This window comes from Agromyces sp. S2-1-8 (assembly GCF_021129215.1).
Taxonomy (GTDB): domain Bacteria; phylum Actinomycetota; class Actinomycetes; order Actinomycetales; family Microbacteriaceae; genus Agromyces; species Agromyces chromiiresistens.
Map to the genome: position 1 here is coordinate 3830736 of NZ_JAJOLP010000001.1, position 13975 is coordinate 3844710.

General features: G+C 67.9%; 13 protein-coding genes. 5 read left to right on the forward strand and 8 right to left on the reverse strand.

The annotated features are described in order from the left end of the window. Positions 1–30: 30 nt before the first annotated feature. Positions 31–972: a LysR family transcriptional regulator gene (locus tag LR269_RS17420; protein WP_231432017.1), complete on the reverse strand. Its 942-nt coding sequence runs from the start codon at positions 970–972 to the stop codon at positions 31–33. 71 nt (positions 973–1043) lie between these two features. Between LR269_RS17420 and LR269_RS17425 the strand changes: the two genes are divergently transcribed. After that, a complete protein-coding gene (locus LR269_RS17425; RefSeq protein ID WP_231432018.1) occupies positions 1044–2801 on the forward strand; it encodes an L-aspartate oxidase in 1758 nt (585 codons plus the stop codon). A gap of 78 nt (positions 2802–2879) precedes the next feature. On the opposite strand, the gene LR269_RS17430 is transcribed toward LR269_RS17425, so the two are convergent. Further along, complete coding sequence (locus LR269_RS17430; protein WP_231432019.1) at positions 2880–3362, reverse strand: peptidoglycan-binding protein; 483 nt, start codon at positions 3360–3362, stop codon at positions 2880–2882. A gap of 168 nt (positions 3363–3530) precedes the next feature. Here LR269_RS17430 and LR269_RS17435 point away from each other — a divergent pair, with 168 nt between their 5' ends. Further along, positions 3531–3938, forward strand: a complete 408-nt coding sequence (locus tag LR269_RS17435) for a VOC family protein (protein WP_231432020.1) — start codon at positions 3531–3533, stop codon at positions 3936–3938. Between the two features lie 152 nt (positions 3939–4090). Here the strand turns inward: LR269_RS17435 and LR269_RS17440 are convergent, their stop codons facing one another. Next, positions 4091–4675, reverse strand: a complete 585-nt coding sequence (locus LR269_RS17440; RefSeq protein ID WP_231432021.1) for a uracil-DNA glycosylase family protein — start codon at positions 4673–4675, stop codon at positions 4091–4093. Between the two features lie 72 nt (positions 4676–4747). Here LR269_RS17440 and LR269_RS17445 point away from each other — a divergent pair, with 72 nt between their 5' ends. Together LR269_RS17445 and LR269_RS17450 are read left to right on the forward strand one after the other, a co-directional pair. Next, positions 4748–5158 carry a helix-turn-helix transcriptional regulator gene (locus LR269_RS17445; RefSeq protein ID WP_231432022.1) on the forward strand — a complete coding sequence of 137 codons (411 nt, stop codon included), beginning with the start codon at positions 4748–4750 and terminating at the stop codon, positions 5156–5158. A gap of 16 nt (positions 5159–5174) precedes the next feature. Beyond that, positions 5175–5852: an SRPBCC domain-containing protein gene (locus LR269_RS17450; RefSeq protein WP_231432023.1), complete on the forward strand. Its 678-nt coding sequence runs from the start codon at positions 5175–5177 to the stop codon at positions 5850–5852. Between the two features lie 81 nt (positions 5853–5933). On the opposite strand, the gene LR269_RS17455 is transcribed toward LR269_RS17450, so the two are convergent. Further along, the gene (locus tag LR269_RS17455; RefSeq protein WP_231432024.1) at positions 5934–9074 is read right to left on the reverse strand and encodes a family 20 glycosylhydrolase; all 3141 of its coding nucleotides are present in this window, start codon (positions 9072–9074) and stop codon (positions 5934–5936) included. 287 nt (positions 9075–9361) lie between these two features. On the opposite strand from LR269_RS17455, the gene LR269_RS17460 reads away from it, so the two are divergent. Beyond that, positions 9362–9751 carry an MmcQ/YjbR family DNA-binding protein gene (locus LR269_RS17460; RefSeq protein ID WP_231432025.1) on the forward strand — a complete coding sequence of 130 codons (390 nt, stop codon included), beginning with the start codon at positions 9362–9364 and terminating at the stop codon, positions 9749–9751. A gap of 72 nt (positions 9752–9823) precedes the next feature. Here LR269_RS17460 and LR269_RS17465 read toward each other — a convergent pair whose 3' ends face one another. From LR269_RS17465 to nrdE, 4 genes are all read right to left on the reverse strand, one after another. Continuing rightward, complete coding sequence (locus LR269_RS17465) at positions 9824–10150, reverse strand: CHY zinc finger protein (protein ID WP_231432026.1); 327 nt, start codon at positions 10148–10150, stop codon at positions 9824–9826. Next, the gene (locus LR269_RS17470; RefSeq protein ID WP_231432027.1) at positions 10147–10491 is read right to left on the reverse strand and encodes a hypothetical protein; all 345 of its coding nucleotides are present in this window, start codon (positions 10489–10491) and stop codon (positions 10147–10149) included. Before LR269_RS17470 ends, LR269_RS17465 begins: the two co-directional genes overlap by 4 nt. A 249-nt stretch (positions 10492–10740) precedes the next feature. Then, a complete protein-coding gene (nrdF, locus tag LR269_RS17475) occupies positions 10741–11763 on the reverse strand; it encodes a class 1b ribonucleoside-diphosphate reductase subunit beta (protein WP_231432028.1) in 1023 nt (340 codons plus the stop codon). Positions 11764–11846: 83 nt separating this feature from the next. Further along, positions 11847–13973, reverse strand: a complete 2127-nt coding sequence (gene nrdE, locus LR269_RS17480; protein WP_231432029.1) for a class 1b ribonucleoside-diphosphate reductase subunit alpha — start codon at positions 13971–13973, stop codon at positions 11847–11849. Positions 13974–13975 lie beyond the last annotated feature (2 nt).

Below are 13975 nucleotides of genomic sequence, written 5' to 3' on the forward strand. Positions count from 1 at the left end.
GCGGGCGCATCGTCGTCTCGCCCGAGTCCGTCAGGCGTTCCCCGGAGCGAGGCGCATGGTCTCGCCGGCCCGGTCTGCGAACGCCGTCGCCGTGGTCGCGATCGTGCGCTGCATCACCTCGACGGCGCCGGCGGGCGCGACATCGGCGGGCCGGGCCAGGCTGATCGTTCGGGTGAGCGTCGGTGCCTCGAGCCGCACCGATCGCAGGCCCGGGCGGTCGATGAGCACCATCGCCGGCACGATCGCGACGCCGAGGTCGCGCTCGACGAAGCGCAGCACGGCATCCATCTCGGCACCTTCGAGCACGATCTCGGGCGTGAGGCCGGCCGCCGCGAACGCCGCGTCGGTCGTGCCGCGCAGGTCGTAGGTCGCGCTGAACACGATCTGCGGCAGCGCCGCGACCTCGGCGAGCGAGACGGCCTCGCCCGTCGCGACCGGAGGCATCCCCGCCGATGAGATCACGACGAGCTCCTCGACGAGCAGCGGGGCCAGCGTGAACCGCTCGGCCGAACGGCCGTCGGAGGTCGTGATGAGCGCCAGGTCGAGCTCGCCGCTCGCGAGTTCGTCGAGGAGGCGCCGCGACCCCTGCTCCGAGAGGTGCAGTTCGATGCCGGGATGCTCCGCGTGGAACGCGCTGAGCACCTCGGCGACGAGGCTGATGCAGAGGGTCGGGGTCGCGCCGAGCCGCACCCGGCCGCGTTCGAGGCCGGCGAGCTCGGCGAGCTCGCGGCGCACCGACTCGGCGTCGGCGAGCATGCGGCGCGCGAGCGGCAGCAGCGACTCGCCGGCGGGGGTGAGCGTCGAGCCGCCTCGGGCCCGGCGGAACAGCTCGGCGCCGAGGTCGTGCTCGAGCGCGGTGATCTGGCGGCTGAGCGTGGGTTGCGCGAGGTAGAGCTCTTCGGCGGCGCGGGTGAAGTTGCCGAAGCGGGCGACCGTGACGAAGCTCTGCAGCTGTTCGAGGTTCACATGCATACTCTATGCGCATCGTGGTGACACGATATATGCATTGGAGTAATCATCCAGACGCGCCTACCGTGGCTGCCATGACCACCCCCACGTTCAACGCTCCGACCACCGCCGAACGACAGATCTCCACGACCGTGCTCGTGATCGGCACCGGCGGCTCGGGGCTGCGCGCCGCCATCGAGCTCGCCGAGGCGGGTGTCGACGTGCTCGCGCTCGGCAAGCGCCCGAAGTCCGATGCCCACACCTCGCTCGCGGCCGGCGGCATCAACGCAGCCCTGGCGACCATGGACGCCGACGACAGCTGGCAGCAGCACGCCGCCGACACGCTCAAGGAGAGCTACCTGCTCGCCGACCCGCGCACCGTCGAGACCGTGACGAAGGGCGCGGCACGAGGCATCCAGGATCTCGAACGCTACGGAATGCCGTTCGCCCGCGAGGCCGACGGCCGCATCTCGCAGCGCTTCTTCGGCGCGCACACGTACCGCCGCACGGCGTTCGCGGGCGACTACACGGGGCTCGAGATCCAGCGCACGCTCGTGAACCGCGCGGCGCAGCTCGAGGTGCCGATCCTCGACACCGTGTACGTCACCCGCATCCTCGTGAACGACGACGGCGCGGTGTTCGGCGCGTACGGCTTCGACCTCGAGAACGGGACCCGCTACCTCATCCACGCCGACGCCGTCATCCTCGCGGCGGGCGGGCACAACCGCATCTGGCGGCGCACCTCGTCGCGGCGCGACGAGAACACGGGCGACTCGTGGCGGCTCGCCGTCGAGGCGGGCGGACGCGTGCGCGACCCGGAGCTCGTGCAGTTCCACCCGTCCGGCATCATCGAGCCCGAGAGCGCGGCAGGCACCCTCATCAGCGAGGCGGCCCGCGGCGAGGGCGGCATCCTCACCAACGGCCTCGGTGAGCGCTTCATGGACAAGTACGACCCCGAACGCCTCGAGCTGTCGACCCGCGACCGCGTCGCGCTGGCCTGCTACACGGAGATCAAGGAGGGCCGCGGCACCCCCAACGGCGGCGTCTGGCTGGATGTCTCGCACCTGCCCCGCGAGACGATCATGCAGCGGCTGCCGCGGGTGTACCAGACGATGCTCGAGCTGCAGATGCTCGACATCACGAAGCAGCCCATCGAGATCGCGCCGACCGCGCACTACTCGATGGGCGGGGTCTGGGTTCGGCCCGACGACCACGGCACCGACGTGCCCGGGCTCTACGCCATCGGCGAGGCATCCAGCGGCCTGCACGGAGCCAACCGTCTGGGCGGCAACTCGCTCATCGAGCTGCTCGTCTTCGGACGCATCGTGGGACAGGCCGCCGCCGCGTACTCGCGGTCGCTTCCGGCGCAGCAGCGCTCGGCCGCCGCGGTCGAGACCGCCCGCGACGAGATCTCCGCACTGCTGGGGTCGGACGGCGCCGAGAACGTGCGCGCCCTGCAGCGCGCCATCCGCGACACGATGACCGAGCATGCCGGCGTCGTGCGCGACGAGGAGGGCCTGCGCGCCGGCCTCGCCGAGCTCGACGGGATCGAGGCGCGCATGGCCGACATCGGCGTGCACCCCGACATCGCGGGCTACCAGGACCTCGCGCACGCGTTCGACCTCAAGTCCGCCGCGCTCGCGGCCCGCGCGACGCTCGAAGCCGCGCTCGAGCGTCGCGAGACCCGCGGCTGCCACAACCGCAGCGACTACCCCGCCACGGATGCCTCGCTGCAGGTGAACCTCGTGTGGTCGCCCCAGACCGGGGTGACGCGCGAGGCGATCCCGCCGATCCCGGAGGAGATCGCGGGGCTCATGCGCGAGGTGTCGACGGTCGGCAAGCTCGTCGAGTAGGCGCGTCTCGACCGGCACGACGAAGGGCCGGATGCCCGAGGCATCCGGCCCTTCGCTCGATCAGTACGACGAGACGGCTCAGTACTTCGAGATGGTGATGTAGCCGGGCGAACCCGAGGCCGGCTTCTCGACGTAGCAGCCGGCGTCGTACGCCGCCTGCCACGCCGTGCGCTTCGCCGCGCTCGAGCTCGCGTACGCGAAGTTGACCTGGCCAGCGTACGAGCAGAGCGTGTTCCACGTGTTGCGTCCGACGATGCCGTCGGAGGCGATGTAGACCCAGCTCTGGAACTTGCGCACCTGCGACTCGGTCGCGGGACCGAACGAGTTGTCGACGGCGAGCGCGCTGCCGAGGCCGTAGGCCGACTGGACCCCGTTCAGCATGCGCTGGATCTGCCCGACGCACGTCGAGTACCCGCCGCGCGAGTAGACGTAGGCGGTGCAGCCCTTGCCCGAGGTTCCGCTGTACGCGTTCGCCGCGGTTGCCGGTGCGATCGCGCAGAGCCCTGCGACCGCGAGCGCGACCGCTCCCCCGGCGATCCCTCTCCTGAGCTTCTTGATCATCTGCGTGCGTCCCCATTCGTTGTTCGGCGGGTGGCTCGACGCCCCCCGGTCTGGTCGGCGCATCCGCGCACGGACCGATCAGACCACGGCCGGGGATGCCTGCAGAATGGGCAGCACTCCCCATCGCCGGGTTCGGCCGGTCGAGACGTCGGCCCATACGATGATCGGATGGGCCTCTTCGATCACATCGGCATCTCCGTCGACGACCTGACCCGTTCGACCGCGCAGTTCGACCCGGTGATGCAGGCGCTCGGCTGCACGCGGCAGGACGCCGACAACGGGGTGTCGTGGTACCTGGGCGAGGAGGAGCTGATCCTCTTCCCCGCCCTCGAGCCGGGCACCGGACCGCACCGCCACGGCCGGGTCGGCTGGCAGCACCTCGCCTTCCCCGTCGCATCGCGCACCGAGGTCGATCGGCTGCACGAGATCGCCGTCGGCGCGGGGTGGACGGCGGTGCGCGACCCGAAGCCGTACCCGCGCTTCAACGAGCGCTACTACGCCTCGTTCGTCGAGGACGACAACGGCATCCGCCTCGAGTTCATGCACAACCCGCCGCGCGAGCCGGTCACGGACTAGCTGCCGCCGCGCCATCGCTCCGGGCGTGGCGAGAGCGGCTGGCAGCGCTTCGCGCCGATGAACGCGGCGAGATCATCAACTGACGGCGTCGGGCGCGCATCATGGCCGAACGTGCATGCCGCACCCGCGAGCGCTGACGACCTCGGCGCTGCTCAAGCGCTCAGCGCCGCCGCGACCGCAGCACGCAGCGCGGGAACCGTCTCGGCCTCGAACCACGGGTTGCGCTGCTGCCAGGCGATGTTGCGCGGCGACGGGTGGACGACGGGGAGGACCTCGGGCCCGTAGTCGCGCCAGTGGCGAACGGTCTCGGTGAGCGTCATCCGCCGGTCGGGCAGGTAGGCCCGCTGGGCGTACGCGCCGACGAGGACGGTCAGCCGCACGCTCGCGAGCTGCTCGAGAAGCGGCGGATGCCACGTCGCCGCGAATCCTCGGCGGGGCGGAAGGTCGCCCGAGGCGGCCTTGCCCGGGAAGTAGAAGTCCATCGGCACGATCGCGAACGCCGCCGGGTCGTGGAACGTCTCTCGGTCGACGCCGAGCCAACGAACGAGGGTGTCGCCGCTGGCGTCGTTCCACGGGATCCCCGACTCCTGCGCCCGGCGGCCGGGAGCCTGGCCGATGAGCAGGATGCGCGAATCGGGCGCAGCGGCGAAGACGGGCTGCCAGCCGCGGGCGGTGAACGGCGCGTTCTGCTCGTCGGCGATGATCGCGTCGCGGATCCGCTGGATCTCGTCGGTCATGGTCGCACCAGACTATGACGTGACCTGAGAATAATCATTGACTTATATAAGTGATGATGCAATCATTGCCCCATGCACGCGCTCGATGTCCTCGGAGATCCGGTCAGGCGCCGCATCCTCGAGCTGATCGCCGACGGTGAGGCGCCGGCCGGCGACGTCGGCCGTGTCATCCAGGCCGAGTTCGGCATCTCGCAGCCGGCGGTCTCCCAGCACCTGCGCGTGCTTCGCGAGTCGGGGTTCGTGACCGTGCGCCCCGAGGGGGCGCGGCGGTTGTACGCGGTCGACCCTGCGCCGCTCGCTCAGGCTGACGCCTGGTTCGACGCGTTCCGCCGGTTCTGGGAGCCGAGGCTCGACGCCCTCGGCACCGAGCTCGCGCGCGGTCGGCTCGCGCAGCGGAAGGCGGCCGAGAAGCAGCGCCCTGCTGGGGCATCCCCGCCCGCCCGGCCTGACGACGACACCAGCATCGATCCGCACGACGACTGAACGAAGGAGTACCGACATGGTTGACGTGAACGCCCAGCTCGACGCCGTCACGCGCAGCATCGAGACGAAGGAGGTCGACAGCGAGCGCACGTACGTGCAGTTGCTCACCCAGACCTACCCCTCCCCCATCGACGACGTGTGGGACGCGGTGACGAGCGCCGAGCGCATTCCGCGTTGGTTCCTGCCGATCTCGGGCGACCTGCGACTCGGCGGCACGTACCAGCTCGAGGGCAACGCGGGCGGCGAGATCAGGAGCTGCGAGCCGCCGCGCGACGGCACGGCCGGCTACTCGGTCACGTGGGGCATGGGCGTCGGCGAGCCGGCCATCGTGAGCGTTCGCCTCATCGAGGTGGATGCCTCGCACACCCGTTTCGAGCTCGAGAACGTCGCCACGGCGACGAGCCTGCCCGACGGCATGTGGGAGCAGTTCGGGCCGTCGGCGACCGGCATCGGCTGGGACCAGGGGCTCCTCGGCCTCGCGCTGCACTTCTCGGGCGGCGACGACGGCATCTCGCCCGAAGAGGCCCCGGCCTGGGTCGCGTCGGATGAGGGGAAGGCGTTCATGCGCCGCTCAGCCGACGCATGGGCCGCGGCTCACGAGCGCGACGGGGTCAGCGCAGAGGTCGCGAAGGGTGCGTCCGATCGCACGTATGCGGCGTACACCGGTGATGCCGCGGGGGCCGAGATGGGGTGACGGCGGCGGGGCCACCGGCTCGAACGCGATGAGGGGTGGATGCCTCACGGCTTCCACCCCTCACGGAGCCCCTCAGACGTGCTACTTCTCGACGACCGTCAGCGGGATACGCCCCTCGCTCCCGAGTCCGGAGGTGAGGACGACGTCGTAGGCCCCGGGCTCGACCGACTTTGGCACGCGCCACTTCACCATCGCGGTGCCGTTCCCATCGGCCACGAGCCTGTCGATCTCGACCTCCGACCCGTTGCCGCGAAGGGTCAGGGCGATCTGCGCGCCGACAGGCAGCTCTGTCGCCGTGATGGTCACCTTCTTGCCGGCCCGCACCTCGTCGTCCGACAGCTGCAGGGCTCCGACGGCGACGGGGGGCTCGTAGACGTCGACTCGGAACGGCACCGTCTGCGAGAGGCCTTCAGGACCGGTCACGGTCACGGTCGCCGAGGCGCCGGTATCAGCACCGAGAACGTGGGTGCCGGTCACGTCGAAGACCGTCGCAGCGTCTGCACCTGCCGCATCGGCCCCGCTGATCACACCGTCGGTGACGGCACCGTCGGGCCAGGTGATCGTCGCCTGGAGCTGCGCCAGCGGTACGCTCGGGCTCGCGATCCGTGCGACCACGCCGGCGACCTCGCCGCTCTCCACCTGCGGGACTTCGCGCCCGACGACCGCGGTCTGCCACGGGATCTCAGGATCAGCCCAGAAGTTGCCCCCGAGCAGCTGGAGCCGAGCGCCATGCGAGCCGGCTCGCTGCGCGAACGTCTCGAACGAGGAGCTGTCGAACTGCGTCGCCCACCCCTTGTCGGCGATGCCGAGCGTGCGGGGCCACGCCATGTACTCGAGGTCCTCGCCGCCTCGACGGAATGTCTCGCCCCATGCGGCAGCCTCCACACCCTGCACGTCGGCCTCGGTCAGCCCGAACGAGGCGTTCAGATTCTTGCGCGTGGTGGCATCGATCACCGCGGTCGGGTCCCACGCGTACTGGTACTTGGTCGAGTAGATCGGTTCACGGAATCCGAGCGGCGCGCCGGGGAACTTGTAGTCCATGTACGCGTGGTTGACCGGAGAGAGGATGACCGGGCGCCCCTCGAACCAACCCTTTGCGAGATGGTTCTTCCGGTCCGCCCAGTACTGGTGCACGGCGTCCTTCGACGTGCCGGCCTGGGGCATCGGCGTCCAGCCGATGATCTTCTTGCCGTTGTCGGCGGCGACCTGCTCGACCATTCGGATGAATTCGCCGTACTGCGTCGTCGTGATGCCCTCGACTTCGTCGGCGCCGACGTGAATGTACTCACCGGGTGTGAGCTCGGCGACCTCGCGGATGACGTCGGAGATGAATCGGGTCACCTCGGGCTTGCCGACGCACAGCGAATTGGTCGAGATGCCGCCGGTCGTGCGGATCGGGATGATTCGCTCCTGGCAGTCGAGCACGGGGTACGACGAAAGTGCGGCATCGGAGTGGCCGGGAACGTCGATCTCGGGAACGACGTCGATCTGACGGGCGGACGCGTACGCGACGATGTCCCGGAAGTCGTCCTTCGTGTAGAACCCGGACTGGCCGCCCGCCATCGACGACGACGCGCCGTGCGCGGTGAGGTTCGGCCAGGAGTCGATCTGGATGCGCCAGCCCTGGTCGTCGGTCAGATGGATGTGCAGGCGGTTCATCTTCACCAGCGACATCTGGTCGACGAGGGCTTTCACGGCGTCGACGGTGAGGAAGTTGCGGGCCGGATCGATCATCAGGCCACGCTGAGCGAAGCGGGGATAGTCCACGATCTCAGTGGCGGCGACGCTCCACGCCTGGACGACGTCGCTGTCGTCGCCGAGCGCCCAGACCGGCAGCAGTTGCAGCAGCGTGCGGGTTCCGTTCCACGCGCCGCGCAACTCGCTCGCGGTGATCTGCACGCCCGTCGGCGCCGACACGAGGCGGTACGCCTCGGCCTTCTGATACTGCTGCTCCGCGCCGGACGCGGGGTCGCCCTGGACCAGCACGATGTCGCCGTCCGCGGCGCCCGCCTCCACGATCGGCAACTCGAAGCCGGTGCTCGCGCGCAGCGTGTCGGCGAGGAGCCCCGCCGCCTCGGAGAAGGCCGCCGGGCTCACGATGCGGCTGTCCTCGGTGATCTCGTACGGCGCGCCCTCGGCGTCGGCCCGTGACACGGGCTGCGGGGTGATGTCACCGGTGGGCGGCAGCTCCGGGGCGGGCTTCTGGGCTCCCCAGACCTCGAAGGCGAACAGCGAGTAGCCGTAGATGCCCGCCGTCTCGACGCCCTGCATACGCACGAACTTCCACGCCTCTGCGGTGTCGACGACGATGCTCTGCGCGCCCGCCCCTGTTGCGGCGCCATCGTGCACCGTGGTCCACGAGGTGCCGTCGTTCGACACCTGCAGGAGGTACTTCTTGCCGTAGGCCGCCTCCCAGTTGAGGACGACCGTGTGGATGCGCGATGCCTCGGCGAGCTCGACCTGAATCCAGTCGGCCGTGTTGTCGTAGATCGGCGCCGTGCGCGTGTACTTCGATCCCCAGCGAGTGGTCGAGTCTCCGTCGATCGCGTTCGCGGCGACGAAGCGGTCGTCGTAGAACGACTTCGCCGTCGCCCTGCCGTCGCGGGCCAGGTCGCGCGCCGCTCCGGGGGGCGTGTCCGAAGGCTGGTTCCAGACCTGGAACGAGTACAGCGAGAGACCGTACTTCGTCGCCGTGGCCTGCGACACGACGCGCACGAACGACCATGCGTCGGAGGTGTCGACCACCTCCTCCTGCACGAGGTGGCCGCCGGCTGCCTGACCGGTCGGCGTGGTCACCCGGCGGAGACTCGTCCACGTCGCCCCGTCGTTCGACACCTGGATCTCGTAGTCGGTCGAGTAGGCCGCCTCCCAGTCGAGCACGACCTTCAGGATGTAGGTCGGCTCGGCGAGCTCGATCTGAGCCCACTCCCCCGTCACGTCGTACGTGTCACTGGGGCTGGTACGGGTGTACCGCGAGCCCCAGCGCGTCGTGGAGTCGCCGTCATTCATTCGAGCAGGCTCGAAGCTGCCGCTCAGCGTGTACGTCGAACGGGCCGTCGCCGTGCCCTCGCGGGCGACATCCCGGCTCGCCGCCGCGGAGGCGGGACCAGCGGCGAAGACCAACCCGCTCACGGTGACGACCAACGCGATCAGCGCGGCGATGCCACGACGGAGGGCGGGCGGGCGGCGGCGGCGGTCTCGGAGGCGGGCGTCGTTGCTCATCTTCATCTCCGTCGAGAAAGTTTGTTGACCATCTAAAGAAAGTAATTGAGAGGACACTAGCGCCCCGCGCGTCATTCGACAAGGCCCATGCCGCCGCCGCTCGCCGGACCGAGACACATCTCGGCGACGATGGTGGCGCACGCACACGCCTCGAGCTCTGCATGATCGCCGGAGGAGGGTGCGGAGCCATCGCCGGAGGCACGATCATCGGCCTGGCAATGGAGGAGATCGCCGGTCGCATTCTGCGAGTCGACGTGTGTGTCGGTTGCTGTGCGTAGGCTCGCATCGTGCCCGACCTCGACGATGTGCGCCGCGCCGCCGCCCGGCTGCCGGGCAGCCAAGAGCGGGCGACGACCGGCGGCGCGGCCTGGTTCGTGCGCCGCAAGCTCTACGCGTGGGAGTGCCACCCGTGGCCGAGCATTCCCGACGACCTGCGCGAGATCATCGCGGCCGAGCTCGTGGTCGGGGTGAAGGTCGCCGATCCGGTCGATGCGCTGGCCCTCCGCGAGATGGCGCCAGACGTCTTCCTCGGCCCGACCACCCGGTGGGGCGAGCCGAAGATCGCGTTCCGCATGGCGCACATCGACGCCGACCACCTCGCCGAGCTCGTGACCGAGGCGTGGCGCGTGCAGGCTCCGAAGTACCTGCGGCGCGAGTTCTTCGGCGACGACGCGTAGTCGAGCCCCGCGGGGAGCTGACTCCTCCGAGAGCTCCAGTCGTTGTCTTGGGTGAACTCCGTGCGGGATCGATCAGCCGAGCGGGACGCGGAAGTAGAGATCCCAGTGCAGTTTGCATCCGGGGTTGAACGGCGCCGCGCAGGACGGACATGCGTGCGCGTCCGCATACTCGGCGATGGTCAGCAATGTTCCGCACACCCCGCAGAGCACCGCCCGTTCCTGAAATTCCTCGGTCCGCCACTGGGCAGCCGGATGATCAACGGCCTCGCTGTGACAGAGATGACAGGGATAGAAGTCGCCGCAGCACGCGAACTCGATGGCGATGACGTCGAGATCGGTTCGGTAGTGAACGCAGCGGGTTTCAGCATCGACGACCGCCCCGCGCACCAGCGGCCTCACGGCGACCCCGAACCGTGTTCGAGCTCGTCGGCGTCTGGCCGCACGTCCTCGATGTAGCGTCCGCCGATCGTGGCGATTCCGAAGGTGGCGGGCTTGCCTCGCAATCGGAGGATCACTTCGACGATCATCATGGTGCACATCGTCAGGGTGCCGAGGATCCATACGACGACCGTCACCCACATCGGCGGGTACACCCAGTCGGGTGCGCCGAAGATGACGCCGAAGACGATGATCTCGAGCAGGATGAGCGCAAGTCCGATGAGGAACACCGCGCCCGACACCAGATAGATCGACCGCGCGGGGTCGCCCTTGTAGATGAGTTGGAAGCGGGGGCGCCTCACGGGCGCGCGGTTGACCGCGGCTGCGGCTCGCTTCGTCCGCTTCTTGCGACGACGAGCATTCGATCTCCCCACAACTCCCTCTCCTCGATCGGCGTGCGGCCGTCGGACTCGACCCGAGTCCCGCGTCGAACCTACCGTGGCGAGCCTCCTCGAACGTACGCCGACGTTGAATCCCCCTGCGTCCGTCGCCGTGCGCCAGAAGAGGTGGATGCCTCGCGGCATCCACCTCTCATGCGAACGCTGGACGGCCTAGAAGTCCCAGTCCTCGTCTTCGGTGACCACGGCCTTGCCGATCACGTACGACGACCCCGACCCGCTGAAGAAGTCGTGGTTCTCGTCGGCGTTCGGCGAGAGCGCCGAGAGGATCGCCGGGTTCACGTCGGTGACGGTCTTCGGGAACATCGGCTCGTAGCCGAGGTTCATGAGGGCCTTGTTGGCGTTGTAGTGCAGGAACTTCTTGACGTCTTCGGTCAGGCCGACGCCGTCGTAGAGGTCTTGCGTGTACTGCACCTCGTTGTCGTAGAGCTCGTAGAGCAGCGAGAACGTGTAGTCCTTGAGGTCGTCGCGCGTGGCCTGGTCGACCAGCTCGAGGCCCTTCTGGAACTTGTAGCCGATGTAGTACCCGTGCACGGCCTCGTCGCGGATGATGAGGCGGATGAGGTCGGCCGTGTTGGTGAGCTTCGCACGGCTCGACCAGTACATCGGCAGGTAGAAGCCCGAGTAGAACAGGAAGCTCTCGAGCAGCGTCGAGGCGACCTTGCGCTTCAGGGGTTCGTCGCCACGGTAGTACTCCATGACGATCGCGGCCTTCTTCTGCAGGTTCTCGTTGTCGACCGACCAGCGGAAGGCGTCGTCGATCTCCTTCGTCGAGCACAGCGTCGAGAAGATCGACGAGTAGCTCTTCGCGTGCACCGACTCCATGAACGCGATGTTCGTGTAGACCGCCTCTTCGTGCGGGGTGATCGCGTCGGGGATGAGCGAGACCGCACCGACCGTGCCCTGGATCGTGTCGAGCAGCGTGAGGCCGGTGAACACCCGCATCGTCAGCGTCTGCTCGTCGGGCGTCAGCGTGTTCCACGACTGGATGTCGTTCGACAGCGGCACCTTCTCGGGCAGCCAGAAGTTGTTCACGAGGCGGTTCCAGACCTCGAGGTCCTTGTCGTCCTGGATGCGGTTCCAGTTGATGGCGTTGACGTGGTCGACGAGCTTGAGCTTGCCGCCGGTGTGCGCCGGGTCGTTGCCGGCCGCGTTGACCGGATCGGTGAGGGTCATGTCGGTTCCTTCGAGAAGAGGGGTTGGATGTCGCGGGGCCGGTGGTCTCGATACGCTTCGCTACTCGACCGACCGAGCAATGCTCAGAGCATGCAGCTGACGCACTCGTCCAGGTTCGTGCCCTCGAGCGCGAGCTGACGCAGGCGGATGTAGTAGATCGTCTTGATCCCCTTCTTCCATGCGTAGATCTGCGCCTTGTTGATGTCGCGGGTCGTCGCAGTGTCCTTGAAGAAGAGCGTGAGCGAGAGGCCCTGGTCGACGTGCTGCGTCGCCGCGGCGTAGGTGTCGATGACCTTCTCGTAGCCGATCTCGTACGCGTCCTGGTAGTACTCGAGGTTGTCGTTCGTCATGAACGCCGCCGGGTAGTAGACGCGCCCGAGCTTGCCCTCTTTCCGGATCTCGATCTTCGAGGCGATCGGGTGGATCGACGCCGTCGAGTTGTTGATGTACGAGATCGAGCCGGTCGGCGGCACCGCCTGCAGGTTCTGGTTGTAGATGCCGTGCTCCTGGATCGAGGCCTTGAGCTCGAGCCAGTCCTGCTGCGTCGGGATGTGCACGCCGGCGTCGGCGAAGAGCTGCGTGACCTTCGCCGTCTCGGGCACCCACGCGGCATCCGTGTACTTGTCGAAGAACTCGCCCGATGCGTACTTCGAGTCGGCGAAGCCGTCGAAGACCTCACCGCGCTCGATCGCGATCCGGTTCGACGCGCGCAGCGCGTGGAACAGCACCGTGTAGAAGTAGATGTTCGTGAAGTCGATGCCCTCTTCGGAGCCGTAGAAGATGCGCTCACGGGCGAGGTAACCGTGCAGGTTCATCTGGCCGAGGCCGATGGCGTGGGACTTGTCGTTGCCGTCCTCGACCGAGCGCACCGAGGTGATGTGGCTCTGGTTCGACACCGACGTCAGGCCGCGGATCGCGGTCTCGACGGTCTTGCCGAAGTCGGGCGAGTCCATCGTGAGCGCGATGTTCAGCGAACCCAGGTTGCAGGAGATGTCCTTGCCGATCTCCTTGTACGAGAGGTCCTCGTTGTAGGTCGTCGGCGTGTTCACCTGCAGGATCTCGCTGCAGAGGTTCGACATGTTGATGCGGCCCTTGATCGGGTTCGCCTTGTTCACCGTGTCTTCGAACACGATGTACGGGTAGCCCGACTCGAACTGGATCTCGGCGATCGTCTGGAAGAAGTCGCGCGCGTTGATCTTCGTCTTCTTGATGCGCGGGTTGTCGACCATCTCGCGGTAGTGCTCGGTGATCGGCACATCGCCGAACGGCTTGCCGTAGACCTTCTCGACGTCGTAGGGCGAGAAGAGGTACATGTCCTCGTTGTTCTTCGCGAGCTCGAACGTGATGTCGGGCACGACGACGCCGAGCGACAGCGTCTTGATGCGGATCTTCTCGTCGGCGTTCTCGCGCTTCGTGTCGAGGAACCGCATGATGTCGGGGTGGTGCGCGCTGAGGTACACCGCACCGGCGCCCTGGCGGGCACCGAGCTGGTTCGCGTAGCTGAACGAGTCCTCGAGCAGCTTCATGACGGGGATGATGCCCGACGACTGGTTCTCGATCTGCTTGATCGGGGCGCCCGACTCGCGGATGTTCGAGAGCAGCAGTGCCACGCCGCCGCCGCGCTTCGACAGCTGCAGGGCCGAGTTGATGCCGCGGGCGATCGACTCCATGTTGTCTTCGATGCGCAGCAGGAAGCACGAGACGAGCTCGCCGCGCTGCGCCTTGCCCGTGTTGAGGAAGGTCGGCGTGGCCGGCTGGAAGCGGCCGCCGATGATCTCTTCCACCAGGTCGATCGCGAGCTGCTCGTCGCCCTGCGCGAGCCCGAGCGCGGTCATGACGACGCGGTCCTCGAAGCGCTCGAGGTAGCGCTTGCCGTCGAACGTCTTGAGCGTGTAGCTCGTGTAGTACTTGAACGCCCCGAGGAACGTCTCGAAGCGGAACTTCTTCGAGTAGGCGAGGTCGTTGAGCTTCTGGATGAACTCGAACGAGTACTGCTCGAGCACCTGGGGCTCGTAGTACTCCTTCTCGACGAGGTAGTCGAGCCGCTCCTTCAGCGAGTGGAAGAAGACCGTGTTCTGGTTGACGTGCTGCAGGAAGTACTCGCGCGCCGCCTCGCGGTCTTTGTCGAACTGGATCTCGCCGTTCGGACCGTACAGGTTCAGCATCGCGTTGAGCGAGTGATAGTCCATCGCCGTGCGCGGGGCCTCCATGA

Bases quoted from the DNA above. Each gene is read 5' to 3' on its own strand.
- LR269_RS17420 (WP_231432017.1), bottom strand. From the start codon at position 972: ATGCATGTGAACCTCGAACAGCTGCAGAGCTTCGTCACGGTCGCCCGC.
- LR269_RS17425 (WP_231432018.1), top strand. From the start codon at position 1,044: ATGACCACCCCCACGTTCAACGCTCCGACCACCGCCGAACGACAGATC.
- LR269_RS17430 (WP_231432019.1), bottom strand. From the start codon at position 3,362: ATGATCAAGAAGCTCAGGAGAGGGATCGCCGGGGGAGCGGTCGCGCTC.
- LR269_RS17435 (WP_231432020.1), top strand. From the start codon at position 3,531: ATGGGCCTCTTCGATCACATCGGCATCTCCGTCGACGACCTGACCCGT.
- LR269_RS17440 (WP_231432021.1), bottom strand. From the start codon at position 4,675: ATGACCGACGAGATCCAGCGGATCCGCGACGCGATCATCGCCGACGAG.
- LR269_RS17445 (WP_231432022.1), top strand. From the start codon at position 4,748: ATGCACGCGCTCGATGTCCTCGGAGATCCGGTCAGGCGCCGCATCCTC.
- LR269_RS17450 (WP_231432023.1), top strand. From the start codon at position 5,175: ATGGTTGACGTGAACGCCCAGCTCGACGCCGTCACGCGCAGCATCGAG.
- LR269_RS17455 (WP_231432024.1), bottom strand. From the start codon at position 9,074: ATGAGCAACGACGCCCGCCTCCGAGACCGCCGCCGCCGCCCGCCCGCC.
- nrdF (WP_231432028.1), bottom strand. From the start codon at position 11,763: ATGACCCTCACCGATCCGGTCAACGCGGCCGGCAACGACCCGGCGCAC.
- nrdE (WP_231432029.1), bottom strand. From the start codon at position 13,973: ATGGAGGCCCCGCGCACGGCGATGGACTATCACTCGCTCAACGCGATG.